At 32.9% G+C, this 21670-nt stretch carries 11 protein-coding genes; 3 read left to right on the forward strand and 8 right to left on the reverse strand.

Features of this window, described 5'->3' with window-relative positions; all coding sequences use genetic code 11:
• Positions 1 to 2457, reverse strand: a 2457-nt coding sequence (locus Z054_RS28425) for a glycosyl hydrolase family 18 protein (RefSeq protein ID WP_152538534.1), incomplete at its 3' end; no start/stop codon positions are given.
• A gap of 339 nt (positions 2458 to 2796) precedes the next feature.
• Between Z054_RS28425 and Z054_RS0112000 the strand changes: the two genes are divergently transcribed.
• A complete protein-coding gene (locus Z054_RS0112000; protein WP_024770308.1) occupies positions 2797 to 3507 on the forward strand; it encodes a LytR/AlgR family response regulator transcription factor in 711 nt (236 codons plus the stop codon).
• Positions 3508 to 3861: 354 nt separating this feature from the next.
• Here the strand turns inward: Z054_RS0112000 and Z054_RS0112010 are convergent, their stop codons facing one another.
• The 7 genes from Z054_RS0112010 to Z054_RS0112040 form a co-directional block, all read right to left on the reverse strand.
• Positions 3862 to 6474, reverse strand: coding sequence for a glycosyl hydrolase family 18 protein (locus Z054_RS0112010; protein ID WP_084050308.1), 2613 nt, complete (start codon positions 6472 to 6474; stop codon positions 3862 to 3864).
• A gap of 90 nt (positions 6475 to 6564) precedes the next feature.
• Complete coding sequence (locus tag Z054_RS30185; protein WP_084050311.1) at positions 6565 to 9240, reverse strand: glycoside hydrolase family 19 protein; 2676 nt, start codon at positions 9238 to 9240, stop codon at positions 6565 to 6567.
• 246 nt (positions 9241 to 9486) lie between these two features.
• Complete coding sequence (locus Z054_RS0112020; RefSeq protein ID WP_024770311.1) at positions 9487 to 11721, reverse strand: response regulator; 2235 nt, start codon at positions 11719 to 11721, stop codon at positions 9487 to 9489.
• A 361-nt stretch (positions 11722 to 12082) separates the two neighbouring features.
• Positions 12083 to 13177, reverse strand: a complete 1095-nt coding sequence (locus Z054_RS0112025; protein WP_024770312.1) for an acyltransferase family protein — start codon at positions 13175 to 13177, stop codon at positions 12083 to 12085.
• Positions 13174 to 15009: a sodium:solute symporter family protein gene (locus Z054_RS0112030; protein WP_024770313.1), complete on the reverse strand. Its 1836-nt coding sequence runs from the start codon at positions 15007 to 15009 to the stop codon at positions 13174 to 13176. The genes Z054_RS0112025 and Z054_RS0112030 overlap by 4 nt, the downstream gene beginning before the upstream one ends.
• A 5-nt stretch (positions 15010 to 15014) precedes the next feature.
• Positions 15015 to 15740, reverse strand: coding sequence for a LytR/AlgR family response regulator transcription factor (locus tag Z054_RS0112035; RefSeq protein ID WP_024770314.1), 726 nt, complete (start codon positions 15738 to 15740; stop codon positions 15015 to 15017).
• Positions 15740 to 16558: a sensor histidine kinase gene (locus tag Z054_RS0112040; RefSeq protein WP_241461412.1), complete on the reverse strand. Its 819-nt coding sequence runs from the start codon at positions 16556 to 16558 to the stop codon at positions 15740 to 15742. Before Z054_RS0112040 ends, Z054_RS0112035 begins: the two co-directional genes overlap by 1 nt.
• 449 nt (positions 16559 to 17007) lie before the next feature.
• Between Z054_RS0112040 and Z054_RS0112045 the strand changes: the two genes are divergently transcribed.
• Both Z054_RS0112045 and Z054_RS0112050 read left to right on the forward strand, forming a co-directional pair.
• Entirely contained in the window at positions 17008 to 20013 is a 3006-nt protein-coding gene (locus Z054_RS0112045) for a carboxypeptidase-like regulatory domain-containing protein (RefSeq protein ID WP_024770316.1), read from the forward strand.
• A gap of 19 nt (positions 20014 to 20032) precedes the next feature.
• Positions 20033 to 21643 carry a RagB/SusD family nutrient uptake outer membrane protein gene (locus Z054_RS0112050; protein WP_024770317.1) on the forward strand — a complete coding sequence of 537 codons (1611 nt, stop codon included), beginning with the start codon at positions 20033 to 20035 and terminating at the stop codon, positions 21641 to 21643.
• Positions 21644 to 21670 lie beyond the last annotated feature (27 nt).

Here is a 21670-nt window from a genome sequence, read left to right on the forward strand (position 1 = left end):
TTTAGATACTGTACCATCTGCATCTGCCGCATTAGCTGTTATTGTTACAGATGCTCCTTCTTGAAATGAGCTATTATCGCTTGGTGAAGTAATACTTACAGTAGGACTCGTATTAGGAGTGCCGCCACTACAATCTCCTGTTTTTGACCATGCATCTTGCCAGTGAGCTCCAGTACCTGGTGCATATGCCCAAGCTGCAGCAGAAGAACACCATCCCGGAACATTACATTTAAATTTTCCGCCTTCGTTTTGTACTTCCTGATCTTTGCTATATGAAGTACCCGCAGCATATTGTGGTATATTGGTACATCCTCCTGTATCACTAGTAACTGTTATAGAAATAGTAGTAGAAGTTGTCGTTGCATTCTCATTATCTGTTGCTTTTGCAGTTAATGTATAATCACCTGCTAATGCATTAGAAATTGTATACCCATAAGGGCTGCTGGTATCTTCTCCTAATTTTGTGGTTCCGTTATAAAACTCGACTTTAGAGATCGTTCCATCACTATCTGATGCATTAGCTGTTATAGCTATTGATACTCCCGCTGTAAACGAATCGTTATTATTAGGTGAAGTAATATTTACTGTTGGTGGTGTATTTGTACTATTACCAACAGATATAGAAACGGCAGAAGAAGTCGTGCTAGCATTACCATTATCTGTTGCTCTGGCCGTTATTGTATAACTCCCGGCAGGAACATTAGACCACGAATATTCATATGGTGATGTAGTGTCCTCTCCTAATTTTGTGGTTCCATTATAGAATTCAACTTTAGAGATCGTTCCATCACTATCAGATGCATTAGCTGTTATAGCTATTGTTGCGCCTTCAGCAAAAGTAGAATTATTAGCTGGTGCTGTTATATTAACCGTAGGAGAAACATTTCCTCCTGATCCACCATTGGCAAATACTTCATTAATTTTATTCACTAAAGGAGATTTCACATCTGACCATCTTTTAAGTTTTCTACCAAAAGAAGTAGCTGTACCTCCAAATTCCAAGTCACCATAAACTGTCCATACTATAGTCCCGGCAAGCCCGTTATCATTAATAAATTGAGCTTTAATACCAATAGACTCTTCATCATCATAGCTTAAAAAGTATTTACCATTTACTAAATAAGGAACCTTAGCTTCATTATCCCATTTTCTAGTCCAACCACTATTAGGAGATAAGGCTTTTTGTTTGATAAAAAAGTAATTAGGAGTACCATCATACACTTCTTTTGGCCAATTTGTATAGTCTGCAGCGGTTTGTATTGGTCCATCTGGTTGTACAGTTTCTGATCGTTTTACTGTTGTTGAATTAAGATCAGCAGTTCCATCTGTTACTACACCTCTACCGTAAAATGGAGCTCCAAAACATATTTTGTTTTTAGGAACTCCTACTTCAACAAGTTTTTCTAATGTAGATTGCCAGTTAAAGAAAGGCACTTCTGCTCCCGTATACGGGTATACTGGTGCATTATGTCCTGCTTTATTAGACCAACCACCGTTATAATCATAAGTCATCATGTTAAAATAATCCATATTAGCAACTACTCCAGACCAATTAAACCCATCCAGTTTTCTTGGATCTGCAGCCATAGCCGATGTAATTAATTTTGTAGGTCCTATAGCATTACGAATTTCTTGTAGTAAAGATTCAAAATTCGCAAAATCTGCCTGACTACCTGTAAAATTCATTCCTGAAAATGGTCCTGGATATTCCCAGTCTAAATCAATTCCGTCGAAACCAATATTGATTAACCTTTTACAGTCTTCAATAAATTTTGCTCTTTTTACAGGATCGGCAGCCATCTCTGGGAAATGTTTACACATACTCCATCCACCTATAGATGCCATTACTTTTACTCCTTTTTGGTGAGCAAGATCTAATAATCCTAGTGCTCCATTTTCTTTTTTAAGAGGTAGTGGCAATCCACCGCTTAATCCCCAGACAGGATGTGTCCATGTACTAGCTCCTACTTCTACTTGAAAGCCTTGAGCTTCTGCCCGTGCTTTTATATCAGCATTTACATAGTTTACATATTCTAACTCCCCGAATAAGAGGTGTAAATCCCAGCTACTATATAAATCTGTAAAAAATAGATCTGCTGGTGCTTGTGTTGCTCCATCCTGATAAATATTTTTATTTCTGTGATCTCCACTATGTAATGAACCATCTCTGGCTACTCCAAAAAATGAATAGTTAAGAATCGTGTATTTAGAATAATCAATATTAAGATGAGTTAAAGCTCCCGGAGCAGGAACTCCAGCTGTGGTGGTTTTCCATGCATCCCAGTTAGTTATATAGCCAATAACTTGTTTTTGATGATCAGAAGTCGTAGCGCTCCCTCCAGTGTTCACTTGTGCAAAAGCAATGCTCGAAATGCACATAAAGATCAAAAGCAAAGACGTTTTCAAATGCAATTTTTGAAAACACCAGGCTTTAAAAGTTTGGTTTAATTTTCTCATAATTTTTACCTTTAGTTATAAATGGTTTGTGTTATTATTTACGAAAACGATGTAGTTTTCAATGAAAAAGTAGAAATAACTAAGGGTTTAAAAAAACTAATTAGCTGAATGACTTAAAATTGTAGATTTTCAGAAGGAAAACGGGAATAAGATGCAAATTGATTGTATTCTATAATTTCTATAGGTAAAAGAGGTTATTCTATAAAAGCCTTTGTAAAAAGAAACAATAAAATAGAATAAATCCGGTTACATACCCAAATAGAAAGTATGATTTATTCATTATAAAAAGAGTAAACTACATCCATTTAACCATAGAATAATTGCTAAAAAACCTATAGAATGAAAGTAAAATGTTTACTTATTGATGATGATCCGCTGGCTATCACTATTTTAAAAAAACACTTAGAATATTTTGAGCATTTTGAAGTGGTTTTCTGTTGCTATAATGCCGTCGATGCATTTGATTTTATTCGTGAAAACACAATTGATTTAATATTTGTTGATATTTATATGCCCATGGTTAATGGGTTAGAGTTTATTAAAAGTATAGACAATCCTCCTTTAATTATTATAACTTCTTCTGATGAAGATTATGCTGTACAAGGTTTTGAATTAGGAGTTACAGATTATTTAATAAAACCAATCTCTTTGAAGCGGCTAGTAAAATCTTTACATAAAATATCCAGAACATTAAATAATATAAATAAGCTATCACATTCATCTCAATTAGAAGATCACATTTTTATTAAAGTAGATAAAAAAATGATCAAAATTTATTTTGAAGACATTTTATATATAAAGAGCCTTAAAGATTATGTAATCATAAAAACGGGTCATAAAGATTATGTAACACACTATAATTTATCTGCAATTACCAGGTTACTACCAGAGTATCTTTTTATAAGAATCCACAGATCATATACTATTGCCATTAATAAAATTAAGGCTATTGATAAAAACTGTATCGAAATCGCTGATAAATCACTTCCTATAGGAAGAAACTATATAAAAAAGGTTAAAGGTAAAATCATAGATGGCGTTACCATTTAAGCAAAAAAAATCCGGGATATATACCCCGGATCTTTAGTATGTATAAATGACTAGCATCTATTCACAACATAACAAACAAAATTTTAAACGATATACCGTTTAGTACCGTATTTTCTAGCTAAATCTTCATTTTTATCACCAACTAAATTTGCAATAAATCGAACTGTTGTTTTCATAATAATGAGGTTTTAGAGTTTATATTACAATCAATGGGTCTGCCAAATCAGGGCCTTAGAATACGCTGATAAAAAAAATGCTGAGTTTGTGTTAGCCAATCAATGCTTCAAGACCCTTTATTTGGCAATTTTCTATTATTCAATACATTTCTGAGGTTCTTTAACCGCTTTTTTGGATTTATTTTTTAATTATTTTTTTGGTGATTACCTTTCCACCGATATTAATTTTATAGATATAAATTCCACTTTTCAGAGTCGATAAATCTTGTGTGAAATCTCTACTTCCACTATACTCTTTTAAAGATTTTGTATCCATTAATTTACCATAGATATCATATATATCAATTTTCACCCATGATACTTCTGGAACTGTTATCTTATACTTTATAACATCATCCACCAATGTTTGAAATGCAACAGAAGACATATTTGGATTATTATTGACACAATCTGAAACAAATTCCCAAACAGAACTACTACCTGGAGTTTCGCCTTCTGTCCACCATTTGGCTTTATAAATTTTTTGGCTATGGTATATTTGATCTCCACTATTATAAGCAATAGATGCTATCCATTGTGAAGATCCACAAAAATCTCCACCACCAGAGCCTCCGCCACAACTAGAAACAAACCCCCATACAGAACTGCTTCCCGGAGTCTCTCCTTGTGTCCACCATTTATTGGTATAGAGATTACCGTTATAACTTACTTTTTGTCCCGCTGTCGCATATATTTGATCAGATCTCCATTCTGCTATCCCATCACAGCTTCCTCCTATCACTTTTTCTTTCACAGTAAACATAACAACTGTCTCTGTAGATAATCCTTCATTATCTGTAGCTGTAATTTTATATGATACATCACCAAAAGCACCAGGAGTCCAAGCTGTAGTGTATTGAGTACCATTTGCAGATGGAGTAATTTCAACATTATTTACAATAAACTTAACAGAGCTAACCTGGGTATCATCGGTTACGGTAGCTTTTAACTGAATTGATGACAGTGCTGTTTGTTCTATAATATCTAAATCTTTTGGTTCGATTAGAGTTATTGATGGAGGTGTATTACCTCCTACTAACTTTTCTTTTACGGTAAAGACAATTGTTTTTTCTGAAGTTGCATTTTTATTATCTGTTGCAGAAGCAATGAGAGTTACTTCACCAAATGCTGCAGGAGTAAAACTGGCTGTATAACTACTTCCATTTGCTGTAGCACTAATATTAGTATTGTTATGCTTAAACGTAAAAGATTGAATGGTCCCATCAGAATCTGTTGCACTAGCTTTCAATGCTATCGCAGACAATTCGGTTAATTCAATAACTTGTCCATTTGTAGGAGCCTCCCATACTACTGTTGGTGAATTGTTTATAGGATCTGTATTTCCTGCAGCTTCATTTACAGCTTTAAGAATACTTGAAGACGAATTATAATCGGTGTCTTGTGTAAGCTCCCATATAATTAACCCCTGATGTCCATATTGCTTAGAATACTTAATTTTTTCTGCGGCTAATTTTGGTGTGTTATAGTATATTTTTTTTCCATTTTCTCCTATATACCCTCTTAAGTTTTTAGGATCTTTAGGGTCATAACTTGTAGCTGCATTAGCAAAATCTTTTACTATATCTTTATAAGGAACAAATTTGGCTCCGTTACCTCCATTAGGCTTCTTTTCAGAAAAATCATAACCATAAACAGGTAGTCCAAAAGCTAATTTAGATTTTGGCACATTAAATCCTCCAGAATGATTCCAGGCTGGTGGAGCAAACCCCATCCAATATTCTAATGCATCTTGTGCAGAATAAATTGGATTATCTGCTGTTTGTCCTTGATAAGTACCTTGTTCTACTTTATAAAGAGAAGAATGAGGTCCTTCTGGTGATTTATCCCATGATCCTGTAAAATCATAAGACATAAGTCCAATCCAATCCATATAGTCTACCATACCATCATCATAGTTATTTCCATACCAAGATGTTCCGAATACGGCAGATGTAATTAGTTTATTAGGTATTTTAGCTCTTAATTTCTGGCTTAATTTTCTTAATCCAATACCTGCTGGGTGAGGTCCTTTATCAGCATCTCCCCATTTGCTTCCTCTTACTCTTCCTCCCTGATCTGAGGTTCCGCTAATGGCTGGATCTGCCCACCAGCATTCCATATCCAAATCAATACCGTCCAGATCATTTTGAGTAACATAATTAGCAATTAATGTTGCAATTTCATCTAGTTTACTATCGTTGTTTTGGTATTTGGTCATTAGCCATAAAAATGCATAATCTGTAGCTCCACCTAATGCAACAGATACTTTTACTCCTTTGGCTTTAGCTTTTTGAAGAACTCCCAAATCATTAAGAACAGAATCTACTTTTCTAGATTGAAACTCATCAAAAGATACAGAAGCAAAATTTGAACTATTATAATCGTTATTATTCTGTTTAAACATTAAAAAAGAAATGTTCAGATGTGTTACTACCTCTGGATTAAATTTATTTTTGATATCATAATCGGCAACCCAGGTAGGTAAATACCCAATAATTCGCTGTTTACCAGAATAATCTGGTCCTAATCCTCCATCACCACATGGTCCTATTAGTTCCCAGGAACCAGCTCCCGGAGCATCACTGGTATAATATTTACACTTATAATTAATACTATTATAAGAAACTTCTTGCCCTTGTGTATAAGGAACTTTACTTGCATCCCATTCTGTAGAACAAGTAGGGAAATTGTATTGTGCCTGAATATACAGCGCACAAAAAAACATTAATAAAAATGTATAAAAATTTTTCATGATTAGTGTGATTAATTAATTCGAGTTTGTATATATATAATCGGGTAGTTAAGTCACAAGTAAATAACTACCCGAAAAGTTCCTTAGCAGTTAATTTTTAAGGATTTTCTCAAAATAAACGTCATCATTTATATATATTTTAAATACATAAAGACCGTTTTTGAGATTTGACAGATCGTGTGTAAATGATTTTCCTGACTTTGTCTGGATTCCATTAAATGATTGTGTACTTATTAATTTTCCAGAAAGGTGGTATAGATTAATCTTAATCCAGGATGTATTATCTGTTTTTATCCTAAAGTTTACAATATCCTGAGTTACAGTAGGAAAAACAGAGTAATCATTTGAATTTATTTCAGAATTACTTTTAGCACAAGTTCCTGTTTTTGTCCAGGCAAGTTGCCAATGAGCTCCAGTACCAGGTGCATATGCCCAAGCAGCAGCAGATGAACACCACCCCGGGATGTTACATTCAAATTTTTCTCCTTCATTTACTACTTCATCATTTAATCCATAAGAAGTACCTGCTACATATTGAGGTACATTCGCGCAGTTACCATTACCAACTGTAGTAACCGAAACTGAAATTGAAGAAGAAATTGAAGAAGCGCCATCATCATCTGTAGCTTCAGCTGTTAGCACATAATTTCCTTCTACTGCATTAGCAATTGTATATGTATAAGGGCTACTTAGACTTTCTCCTATCTTATTTCCACTATTAAAAAAAGTTACTTTTGTAATCGTACCATCATTGTCAGACGCACTTACCGTGATAGGAATCGAAGTTCCTGCTTCAAAAGAAGCATTATCTCCCGGAGACGTTATACTTACAACTGGAGCATTATTATTTCCTCCAGTCGTTTTTTCTTTCACAGTAAAAGAAATTGCTTTTTCTGAAGTATTATTCTGATCATCTGTAGCAAATGCTGTAATTGTAATTTCTCCAAATGCAGTTGGCGTAAAACTAGCTGTATAGTTATTTCCCGAAGAGGTAGGATTAATACTAGTATTATTATATTTAAAGACAAAAGATTGAACAGTTCCATCGGTATCGGTGGCACTGGCTTTTAAAGTAATTGGTGTAAGTTCGTTTTGTTCTATGACCTGTCCATTACCTGGTGATTCCCATGTTATTACAGGATTAGTTCCATTAGAAGCGCCACATTCTTTTACAAACTCCCATACGGTATCACTTCCTGGGACATTACTACTATCTGCATACCATTTGTTTTTATAGACGCTGTTATTGTATTTTACATAGTTGTTCTTGTCTTTATAAATCCTTGAGGCATTCCATTCGGGTACTTCTTGACAATCAAGATTCACTCCATCCCAAATAATAACCTTTATTGTTGAAGTTGCTGTAATACCATTTTCAAATACAGCATTAGCGGTTAAAACGTGATTTGTATAACTAGATGGTGTCCAACTGAATGTTACTCCATCAAAAGTTTGATTTTCTACAGATGTAGTGACGCTTACTAATTTTGTGTTTTTTTCGTCTATAGATAAGCTTACTGAAATTGGAGAAAATGTAGTTTGCTCAAACATTTGATTATTCTTCGGACTAGCAAATGTTACCTGAGGTTTTTGTGCACAGGGTTCTGCTGTGAGATCAGCAGCATCTCCACCATATCTAGCCATATCTTTACATCCACAATCAGAAAGATCATGAACTCCATCCATATCGGTTCCTATATTATAAATATCAGTGAATCTTTGGTAGTACCCTATTCTATCTACTACCTGAGGTTTTTCTGTACCTTGCCCACATTCTACTCCTCCATTAATAATATTTACAGTCATCCCAAGTCCTGGAATTCTATTTTTGGTTTTATCCAACTCATTAGGGGTCCATTTGTTCACCATCACATCATGAGCCGATGGCTTAGGATATTGAGGTGTCATCCAAAACCAAATAGCAGTCTGAAAAGCTAAAGCAGCATCTTCGATTACTTTTTCCGGATTATCCAAAAGTATTTGTTTGTCTCCAAAAATAAATTCACTGGCAGGACCATAGTTATAATTGTATGATAACTGTATTGGTCCTCTTCCTTTATATGATTTCCCTGGAGTTGGAGGATAATTTGTATCTGGAGAAGCATAAGAAGCATCTGTAGGTTCTTCACGAAAGTGTAAACCCCAAGAAAACTGTCCACCCGGAGCAGTTGACCATCCCCCGGTAGTCTCGTGAGAGATATTAGCAAAAAAAGCGGTAATCTCTCTTTTTCTGGTTTCCAGACTTCCTTCTCCTAAAAAAGATCCATAATCTACTTCTTTAATAACAATTTCTTTTTCAGCATTTCTTGGTGCATCAAAATCTACATCTGTTCGAATCACTTTTGATACACCTGTAGTCTTATCTGTACGTGTAACTCTATAAGCGTTCGTACCACATCTTCTCTCAAAGGTCACTTCAATTTTACTCATTCTATTAATAGCCTCGATAAAAGATTCATAAGTATAAAAATCATCTTTAGGATCTAATACCCAAACGCCGCCTCCTGTGTCTTTGGCGCCAAAACGGTACGGAAACAAAGTACCCCATAAGTCTTTATTTATCAAGTCATTAACTTGAAATAATGGTTTTACAGTCAAAGATTTATCCGGAGTAAAAGAATAATCTGCTTTTGATATCCCGGGATATGCACTATCATTGTTAGAAAACGTTGGATTAATAGCAAAAAGTAATACAGTAAAAATCATTATCCATAATTTCCTGCATAAAATCCAATGGATTTTTGGAGTAGTGAGCTTGTGTGTCATTGTTAAGGTTAATTTGTGTTAAGTCGTTGGTTTTCTTTGAGTTATTCAAAAACCCAATCATAAAGTACTGTATTTAAGTTCTTTTGAAGAAATAAAATATACGAGTAACACTTTTTAGCACACAAAAGCCATCAGATTGGCAATAAGTGAAATTTTGTATTAATCAATTATACAATTCTATAATTATTCGTTATTGAAGAAAAAAAAGGATTGATTAATTCGAGATATTAGAACTGGATAGTTTTATTATTTTGGTATAACTATTTGGATCTGTTCCAGTAGTGTTACGGGTTCGAAAGGTTTATTTATTACTTTAGTAATGCCAGCATCTACAAAATTTTCTTTGTTTTCTGATTCAGAAATAGCTGTTAAAGCAATAATTGGAGTTTTTTTATCCGATTTACGTATTCGTTTTGTAGTTTCAAACCCATCAATCCCCTCCATCATTATATCCATAAAAATAAGGTCATATCCATTTTTCTCTGTCATTTTCAATGCTTCATAACCATCTGAAGCAATTTCACAATGATAACCGAAATTAGTTATGATTTTTCGTGTAATTAATTGATTAATCTTATTATCCTCGACAACCAAAATTTTTACATCTTTCTTTTTTTTATCGTTAAATTCTGCCTGCCCTATTTTCTGCTCTATGTGTTCGAAAGGTATTTGAAAACTAAAAATTGTACCTTCTTTTTCGTCCGATATAAAATCTAGCTTACTATTACACTGAAGAAGTAATTTATTAGCTATTACCAATTCGAGAGTAGGTAGGTTATTTTCATCTGATAAGGAAGTGAAAATTGCAGATTCGTTTTCTATAAAAGCTTTATTTAATTCTTCTTGCTTTTTCTTAGAAAAATATAAATTTTTACTCTTTAATGAAAATAAGATAGTGTTTATCTTTTCTCTTGAAAAAAGATGTTGCACAGAAAACTCTATAACACCCCCATTTACGTACCTAGACATATTTGAAAGAATACTTATTATAATTCTTGACAAATGATCAGAGTCTCCCAAAAGTTGCTTGGGTAATTTGTCATCTAATAGAAATTTAAAATCATTATTGTTTTCTCCAATAATAAAAAAATTAAGAGATTCTTTAATTGTATTAACCAACTTAACAGGATCAAAAGGGTGTTTCTTTAAAGAAGTTTTATATGCTTCGTCAGACCTGTTTAATTCTATAATATCATTAATAAATCTCAATAGATATTTCCCCGAAAACTGTAATATATTTAACTGCTTTTTTCGTTGATTTTCATTAGATTCCTTATTCTCCAATAAATGTGCAATGCCATTTATTGCATGAAGAGGAGTTCTTAATTCATGAGTAATATTATTGATAAACAATGTTTTCTGTTTATAAACTTCTTCTACCCTATTTTTTGCCTTTAATAATTCTTGATTTTTCTGTTGTAAGAGTACGTTATTTTCTGTTTTTAATCTAGAATTTTTATATTGAAGTAAGACCAAAAGAACCAGAATAACTATAATCACAATTCCAGATATCAAAAGAGATTCATTCAGTTTTAATTGAGCTTGTTGATATTTATTTTCTGCAAGAACTCTTTCATTATCCTTCTGTTTTAACTGAAGTTCTTTGTATGCTTTTATGTCTTGGGCATACTTTTCAAGGAAAATATTATTCTGTTTTGCCTGTTCTTGGATATAATCTTTATAATAATCATTAGCTAATTTATATTCTTTTTTTCGATCATATACATCTGCAATCCCAGCAAGATATAGTGTATGATTTGCATAATTACTTGTCTTTGTTGAGTCCATTTCTCGTTTGGCAATCTCTTCACCTTTTCTAAAAAAGTTAAGCGCTTCATCATACCTATTTGTTTTTGAACATGCCGTCCCGATTCGATAATATAGATATATTAACCTTATATCTTTATGATATTTTTTTGCAAGTTCAATAGCTTTTTGAGAGGCCTCATAACAGTTTTTCCAATCCGCATTTCGATAATAAATAGAAGTTAAGTTTACCAGCATATCAATACTCTGCTCCTCATACTTGTGTTTCTCTGCTCCGTCTATCGCTTTTTTTAAGAAAAAAATCGCCTTATCATTATCTTTTGATATTCTTTTATGATATAAACCCCAGAGGTTATTTATGTACATTTCACCGTATTGATCCTGTATTTGCTTTTGTAAAATAGTCGCTTTTTCGAGATAAGTTTCAAATCCTTTTAAATCCTGAACGGATATATACAACCCACTACGTAATCTATAGACTCTAGCAATATACTTTTTATTATCACTCTCTAAAGCTAATTTTTCGGTTTCATCAATTATACTAAGAGCCTTACTTATATAGCTATGATCTATCCAATATTCTATAGAATCTAAATTTTGTTTTAAAACACTTTCTTCTTCCTGTAGAGAGGGGAAATCATAAGTCTCTTTGGCATTAGCACATAAAATCAGTAATGAAATAAGAATTATTGAGGTGAATACATTTCTTTTCATAAAACGTCTTGTTTCATCTTTTAGCTTAGAGTACAACTTTATTACCTAGTATTTAAAGTCAACTTAGATATCATTAGATCATGTTTAAAAATTACATTATTCTCGATAATTGTAATCATAAATGACAAATCTTAAGTATTTTTTATGAGGCAGATATAAAACAAGAAGGGGTAATTATTTGTATTATAATTTGCATTAAGCTTGTTTACAATTAAATTTTTAACAAAAATAAGCTTTATTTTTTTAAAATTTTAACACAACCAATTTTTAAAAAATGTCTTTTAAGTAAAAGCACTACAAGAATTATTTTAATTTCTTGTAGTGCTCTTTATAGTATCTTATAATTGTTCTTATTAAAATTTTAGACTTTAATAAATATCTTTTTCTTGTATAAGAAATATGCCAATAGTGTATAAAAACCAACGACAATCAATGCATAGAAAAACGAAGATAATGGTTTGTTAATCGATGGGTATACAAAAAACGTTTCAAAAAGAAATTGATGCACCGAGGTTTGCGAATCTATTTTAATTAAATAAAAAGATTTAGCGAGTATCATAGAAGAGAAATAGATAATGATTGCATTAGCACCTACATATTTCACAAGACTACCAAAATCACGCTCTTTATAATCCATAAAATAATGAAATAACACTAAAAACAAAGTAGCATAGCCTGATGTGACTAATACAAAACTACTACTCCACAACACTTTATTGATTGGGAAGAAAATACTCCATAAATACCCTATAAGGATAAAACATGTTCCTATTATGGTCAATACACCAAGTTTCCGTTTTGTTGCACTCACTAAAATCTCGCCCACAACGATTCCCGTAATTGTGGTTACTATAGCCGGTATTGTACTAAGAATTCCTTCAGGATCATAATCCGGTTTCCAAATATGCCCTTTAAGTAATAGATAATCCAGATAATTTGCCCAGTTATTTGGGCCTCTTTCTAGTATGGGAGAGGCCCCATCGGGTAATGGAATATATGCCAACCATATCCAATACCCTATAAGAATCGTAACAGCAATAAAAATCAATTGTTTTCTAGTACAATTCAAATACAATATAGATGCTATACAAAATACAATTCCTATTCGCTGTAGTACTCCCGGGAGACGTACCGATTCTGTTTCAATGAAAGGAAAATAGGGTAAAAACACATTGATAAGTAATCCCAGTGCTATTAATTTTATACTACGCTTTACGATTTTCTTATAAATTGCCCTTTCTCCTTTTTTATGTTTGTATACAAACGATATAGATATCCCAACAATAAATAAAAAGAAAGGAAATACAAAATCTGCCAAAGTAAGGCCATTCCACTCTGCATGTAATAATGGTGTATATACATAAGACCAATCCCCTGGTGTATTTACCAGAATCATAAGCATTATAGTAAGTCCTCTTAAAAAGTCTACAGATTGTATTCGTTTAGTTACACTCACGACATTAAATTCTTTCCTATTGATTTCCAAACTCTCACCAATAAGAAACCAGAAACTACAGCTAATACTCCTATAATTGCAGCCATGACGTACTCTCCATAAAGTAAGTTACCTACAGAAAACAAACAACTATATACTAATACGCAACCTAATAACATTGCTAGAATTCCAGAAGGTACAGACCATTTCTCATTAGATTCTACTATTTCTACTCCCTCGGCATCAGCTTCATCAACAATTTTTTTCCAGCCTGGTCCACCGGGTTGAATACTTTTATAAAAAGATCGTAAAGTCTCTTTTGATTCTGGTTTAGTTAAATAAGTTGTCACAATCCAAACGATTGAAGTTATAATCACCATAGCTATAAATCTAAACCAGGAAGGAAAAACTCCTGATATTATTTCTCCAGCATCACTGGTATATCCAAATAATGAGTCACCAAGTGGTGTAAAAGTTAAAATTAATGGGATAAGCATTGCAGAGAACATTACAGATATCTCACTCCATGCATTTATACGCCACCAAAACCAACGTAAAATATATACTAATCCTGTTCCTGCTCCAAACATTAAAATAATGTCAAAAAGCTGCTTGGCATTAGTAAGATAAAGTGCAAATACAGCACTAGCCACCATAAGAACTATAGTAGTAATTCGCCCAACGTTCACCAGTTCTTTTTCGCTTGCATCTTTTTTAATTTGTTGCTTATAAAAATCATTAACAATATAAGATGATCCCCAATTAAGATGTGTAGATAATGTTGACATAAATGCAGCACCCAGAGAAGCTAAGACAAGTCCTAATAGTCCAGCCGGGAGTTTTGTTAACATCGCCGAATAAGCCAAATCATGTCCTAATTTACTAGATTCAACATTAGGAAAAGCTTCTTGAATACTAGCGATATCTGGATACATTACTAAAGATGCTAATGCTACCAAAATCCATGGCCAAGGTCGTAGTGCATAATGCATAATATTAAAAAAGAAAGTAGCACCTATTGCATGGTTTTCATTTTTTGCAGCAAGCATACGTTGTGCAATATATCCACCACCTCCTGGTTCTGCACCAGGATACCATGAACTCCACCATTGTACTGCTAACGGTATAATTAAAATCCCAATTAATGCTTCTGTATTAGAAAAATCTGGAAAAAACGAAAGTTTATCAGATACATTTGGGTGAGAGACCAAATTGCTCAACCCTCCCACTTCAGGAAGATTAACCAAATAATAGGAAGCTCCTACAGCGCCTACTATTGCGACAAAGAAAAGTACAAAATCTGTATAAATCACTCCTCTAAAACCTCCTAAAGAGCTAAAAGCAGCTGTTACCACGCCACCAATCAAAACAGTCTGTATTGGTGAAAGTCCAAGCATAATTTGCCCTATTTTGATTGCAGCAAGGTTTACCGCAGCCATGGCAATTATATTAAAAACTACTCCGAGATATATCGACCTAAACCCTCTTAAAAATCGAGCAGGTTTACCACTATATCTCAATGTGTAAAACTCTAAGTCTGTCGTAACGTTTGATTTACGCCATAATTTGGCATACACAAATACGGTTAGAAGACCTGTCAATAAAAAGGCCCACCATACCCAATTCCCGGCAACACCGTCCTGTCTTACAATATCAGTAACTAAATTTGGAGTGTCGGTAGAAAATGTAGTTGCTACCATCGAAAAACCAAGTAACCACCAGGGCATATTACGTCCTGACAAAAAATACTCTGCTGTATTTTTTCCAGATCTTTTAGACACCACAACACCAATAATAAGTGTGGTTAAGAAAAATGAGGCTATGATTATGTAGTCCAATGTTGTTAAAACCATTATTTTTATTTTAATAAATTTGATTTGTTTTTTAATATTCGTTGTTTAGCGTGAGCTGCATAATTTCTCCCTATAGGAATTCTTTTTTCTCCCACCTCAGCAAGATTCCCTTCTATAGATTTAACTTTATCTATAGCTATAGTATACGATTTATGAATTCTTATAAAATTTTCTGAAGGAAGCTCTTCACTAATACTAGTTAAAGATTTATGTGATAGAAATGTATCTTCAAGTGTACTCACCCTGATATAATCTTTAAGACTTTCAATAAAGAGTATATCGGTTAAAAGAATTTTCACCAATTTCTTATCTACTTTTAAGAAAATGTGAGCCGGTTGCACCATATTCATAGAAGGCTCATGTTTCTTTATAGCAACAAGTCTTGCTGTTAATTTATTTATAGATTTCAGAAATCGATTAAAAGAAATAGGTTTTACAAGATAATCGAGAACTTCTAGCTCATAACTTTCTAATGCATATTCCTTATATGCAGTGGTAATAATAACCTGTGGATATTCCTGTAAGCTTTTTAAAAATTCTAGGCCATTCATTCTAGGCATATTAATATCTAAAAAGACAGCGTCAATATCTCCTTGTTCTAATATAGATAATGCCTCTATTGGGTTTTTAAAAGTATCAACGATCTGAATGTTTTTAAATTCTTTTAAAAAAGATTCAATAACTTCAATTGCTAAGGGCTCATCATCAATTATGATACATTTAATAGTCATTATATAGGGATTTTAAGCAAAATCGAATACTCATTATTTTTTTGTGCTATGTTTAGTGTATATTTTTTTGGGTATAGTATTTCTAACCTTCTTTTTACATTTTTTATTCCAATTCCATTAAGTCTTTTAGTTTTAGATTCATCTTCATAGTTATTTTTAGATATAAATATCAGTTCATTTTCAAATCTTTCAAAAGAGATTAATAACTCCATTCTGTCATTATTTTTTAGCCCATGTTTAAAAGCATTCTCAATAAACGGTAAAAACAGCATAGGAACTACTTTAACATCATCAATATTACCATTTATATCAACCCTCGAATCAACTCGATCACCATAACGCATTTTTTCGAGCTCAATATAATTATCGATATGATCAATCTCCTGTAAAAGAGGGAGCTTTTTTTTACTGGTATCATAAATCACATATCTCATAAAGTTAGATAGTTTTAATACAAGATTAGGTGCCAGATCCGATTTTTTTATTGTTAGTGCATATAAACTATTAAGTGTATTAAAAAAGAAATGGGGTTGTATCTGCGCTTTTAAATATTTTAATTCTGTTTTATATTGCAATTCACTTAAGTCTCTATTCTTATTTTGCATTATCAAAAAATCGACTGTATATTTTATTGCAGAGGTTAACCCTACAACATACAATTCGCCTATAGCCACTGCTACAATATGATTAAAACCAAATGGATCCAGTCTTCCTTCTACTTCTGGCCAGATATCCTCGGTAACCAACAATAGATTAAGACCAGACCTTAATATATAATGAACTCCAAGAGACATACATAAGAAAAGTACGTAATACACATACTTTTTTTTGAATATGTATTTAGGAACCAAAAAATAAATATTAAAATAAACTAAGATGATGTGTAGAGGAAATTCTACAAGGTTCGATTTTAACGAATACCAATAATCATTAAAATAACTCCCCCATCGAATTACATTAAATAAAAAATAGATAATCCAAAAATATAGATGATATTTTCGTTTAATAGTCCTTTGCACGTTACCCCTCTCTTTTTTTAAAAAATCATTAAATAATACTAGTTAAAATCACTTTTTTAACAAAAATTTTTGAAAAATGTAAGGCTATTTGTAGAGAAAAACAAAAAAAATAAGAATATCGAATTTTAAAAAAACCGTTATCTATCAATGCATGTCGATTGTTATTGAAACGATGTCGTTTGTCTAAAAAAAATTTTGTTAAATAATTAAAATACTACTTTGAGATCATTCAAAAAACACTTATTAATATGAAACAAAAAATTTTAACCCTTACCACTCTATTATTTTTTTCTTTTATGAGTTTTGGGCAGGGAACCCAAATAACGGGTACAGTAACAGGGGCTTCAGATGGTGTACCACTACCTGGAGTTAATATTATTGTAAAAGGAACTACAAACGGAGTACAGACAGATTTTGATGGAAATTACACAATTACTGCAACTGCAGGAGATGTAATTCAGTTTTCCTATTTAGGAATGTCAAATAAAGAAGTCACTGTAGGTAGTGATACAGTAATAAATGTTCAGTTACAAGAAGATGCTGAACAATTAGAAGATGTAGTAGTAACTGCACTGGGAATTCAAAAAACCAGGAAATCACTTACTTATGCTGCACAGGACATCAAATCTGATGAGCTAACAAAAATCAAAGATGCCAATCCTATTAACAGCCTTTCTGGTAAAGTATCAGGACTTGTTGTAAACAGAAGTGCTTCTGGTGTTGGTGGATCAGTAAAGGTAACTCTAAGGGGTAATACTTCTACCAGAAACAACCAACCATTATATGTTATAGATGGTATTCCTTTATTAAACAATTCTGCTATTCAACCTAATAGTACATTTGGTGATATTGAAAACGCAGGAAACAGAGATGGTGGAGATGCATTATCTCTTATCAATCCAGATGACATTGCAAGTATTAGTGTTCTAAAAGGAGCTTCTGCTTCTGCTCTATATGGTAGTCAGGGATCTAATGGTGTTATATTAATTACGACTAAGAAAGGTAAGTCAGGAAGTTTTAGAACAAATGTATCTTCTAGTTTCACAGTAGATAACGCTGCTTATTTACTTGATTATAATGATCGTACAGAAAAAAACATAGATGACTTTTTAGAAACAGGAACAACTGCAATTAATTCATTGTCAGTATCGGGAGGAACAGAAACTGCTCAAACTTATTTCTCTTATGCAAATACACAAGCATCAGGAGTACTTCCTACTCATAATGTAAAAAAGCATACACTTAATATTAGAGAAACAGCTAAACTATTTGATAACAAGTTAACTGTTGATGCAAACATTTTGCTTTCAACTCAAAAAATACATAATAAGCCCGTTTCTGGTCTATATTATAATCCATTAGTAGGAGCAACAGCATTTAATTCAGATACAGAAACCTTAAGTAACTATAGAGTTTTTGAAGAATTTAATGTAGATAGAAATTTAATGGCGCAACGTTGGTTTAGAGGAACTTCTGATATCGAACAAAACCCATATTGGATAATCAATAGAAATGCCAGTGATGATCAAAATCAAAAAGTATTAGCCTCTGTTTCTTTAAAATATAGGTTTAATGACTGGTTATCTGTGCAAACCAGAGGAAGTTATGATAAAAACTTTTATAAATTTGAAAGAAAAATCTATGCAACTACCGATGGAACCCTATCTGCATCAAACGGTCGTTATTTATTAAATGATGTAGAGGATACTCAGATCTATGGTGATATCATAGCTACAATTAATACTCCTCTTTCAGAAAATTTAAATTTAACAGCTAATATCGGTACCAGTATCAGAAAATCTGATTTAGGAGAAAGTACCTTATTAGATTCTGGTGTTGGAGGTAATCTAAAAATACCAAATATTTTTACGCTTTCTAATTTTGTCGTTGGTACAGTAGGAGTTAATCCAATATTAAAAGAAACTAAAGCTGAGCAAAAAGAAGTACAATCTCTATTCGCTAGTACAACATTAGGGTTTAAAGATATGTTATACCTTGATCTAACTGCAAGAAATGATTGGTCTTCAACTGTTTCAGATTCTTTCTTCTATCCATCTTTTGGTATTACAGGAGTAGTATCTGAGATGTTTGATTTACCTGAAGTAATTTCTTTTGCAAAAGTAAGAGCTTCTTATGCAGAAGTGGGTAATGATATACAAAGTTTCGCCAATAATCCAATCAATACTATTGGTACTGGTCCAGGAGGGTTAAATCGTCCTACGATAAGACCGCTTACAGAGCTAAAGCCAGAAACTCAAAGATCTTTTGAAATAGGTACAGAATGGCAATTTTTTAATAACCGTCTAGGGTTTGAAATTGGATATTACAAAACCAATACTATAGATCAGTTTATGACAGTCCAGTCTGCTAGTGGTCAAACAAATGCTAACGGTCAAACAGCAGATCAATTTGCTATCAACGCAGGGGATTTTGAAAATAAAGGTATTGAAGTTTCTATTACAGCAGACCCAATACAAAATGAAAACTTTTCCTGGAATACAACTGTAAATCTAGCTAGTAATAAAAATACTATTAAGGAATTAGATTCTAGATTAGATAGAGATTTTCTAGAACTAACCCCTATAAGTGTTAACTCGTATGCCTTATTAATTGCAGAAGGTGGGTCTTTTGGTGATATTTATGGAAAAAGACTTAACAGAAATGCAAATGGATTGCCGATTCGAAATACAGATGGTAACTTTACTCAAGCAGCACCTGATGCAAATACCAGAGGTGGTTTTGATTTATTAGGAAATGCAAATCCTGATTTTTCTTTAGGATGGAATAATTCTTTTACCTATAAAAACATAACATTATCCTTTTTAGTTGATGGAAAATTTGGTGGAGAAGTAATGAGTCTTACTGAAGCTATCGTTGATGGTTTCGGAACATTAGACAGAACAGGTAGCGTAAGAATTTTTGATGAAGTTTCTGGCTCAGAAACTTCAATACCAGCTACAGAATATTATCAGGCAATTGGAGGAAGAGATAAATTTAGTGGTGAATATGTATATGACGCTACTAATATCCGTTTAGCAGAATTATCTATAGGGTATAACTTTAATCTTGGAGAGAATAGTTTCTTTAATTCGATCAATACTTCTTTAGTCGGTAGAAATTTATTTTTCTTTTATAAAGATGCACCTTATGACCCAAATATATCTTTAAGTACAGGAAATGGACTTCAAGGTGTTGATGTATTCGGATCGCCATCTACCAGAAGTATCGGTTTGAATGTTGGCTTATCATTTTAATTAAAAGGAATAGAATATCATGAAAAATATAATTAAAAAAACAATTATTACTGTTTTTATCTCGGTATTTGTACTCTCATGTACAGACGATTTCGAAGCATTAAATACAGATCCTAATGGGTTAACGGATGCACAAAGTGAAGCCGATTTTATTAATGTAGGTGGACCATTTAATCCTATCTTTTTAAATCTATATAGGTATGATCCTGCATGGCATACGCAACTACAACATAACCTAAATGCAGATACCTTCTCTGGATATATGGCTCCACCAAGACCATTTGCAGGAGGAGCAAATACCACAAACTATAATTTTATTGATTTTTGGGATCAATTCCCTTGGGATATCCCATATTCTTCTACAGGAGTTATGCAAAATGCTGCATTAGTCAAAGAGCGTGGAGAAGAAAAATTTCCATTAATCTATGCAATTGCAAAAATATTAAGAGTTGAAGGTATGCATAGAGTAACTGATGTATATGGACCAATTGTGTATTCAAAATTTGGAGTACCTGGAGCATCTTTTCCAGAATATGATACTCAACAAGAGGTATACAACCAGTTTTTTACTGAACTTGATGAAGCAATAACCACTTTATCTACAGATCCTACCAATGAGCAATTCACCAATTTTGATCTTGTATATGGAGGAAATTATGCGCAATGGATAAAATTTGCCAATACACTTCGATTACGTTTAGCTATGAGAATTTCGAAAGCAGATGCAGCTAAAGCTCAAATTGAAGGAGAGAAATCATTAGCACATAGTGGTGGACTTCTGGAAACTAATGCTGATAATTTCATCATTAAAGGTGGTGCAAAACATTCACTAACTGTTTTTAATTCTGAGTGGAATGACGTTCGTATGAATGCTTCTATGGAATCTATATTAGTTGGATATAACGATGCCAGAGGCCCCGTTTTATTCGAAGAATCTACGGTAACACCTGGATCACTAAAAGGATTAAGAAGTGGATTACCATTATTAGATGGATATACTGATGATATCGATCAAAAAGGAGATTATGTTGGATTTTCAAGATTAGGAAATTCTTATATCATTGATAAAACTCCAACTACAAATATTCAATTAATGACTGCTGCAGAAGCATATTTCTTAAAAGCAGAAGCTGCCTTAAGAGGATGGGCTGGTGCCGGTGATGCGCAATCAAATTATGAAATGGGAATCACAACTTCTTTTGATCAACATGAAGCTGGAGGAGCATCAACTTATATTACTGATAATGCCTCTACACCTATTGATTATGTTGATCCTGTTGGATCTAATAATATTGCTGCATTAAGTACGATCACTATTGCCTGGAATGCCGGAGCAACGAATGAAGAAAAATTAGAACGAATTATTACTCAGAAATGGATTGCTATGTTCCCTGACGGACAAGAAGCATGGAGTGAATTCAGAAGAACGGGATATCCAAAAATATTCCCTTCGGTAGCTAATAATAGTGGAGGTACTGTCGATACTGATATTCAGGTTAGAAGATTACCTTTCCCTGCTAGTCAACGAAGTACTAACCCACAAGGTGTAGAACAAGCAAGAACACTTCTTGGTGGTGCCGATAATGGAGGTACCCGATTATGGTGGGATATTGCTGGTGGAAATTTTTAAAAAATTTGAGTTAGCCAAATAATACTT

The organism is Aquimarina macrocephali JAMB N27 (assembly GCF_000520995.1).
Lineage (GTDB): Bacteria > Bacteroidota > Bacteroidia > Flavobacteriales > Flavobacteriaceae > Aquimarina > Aquimarina macrocephali.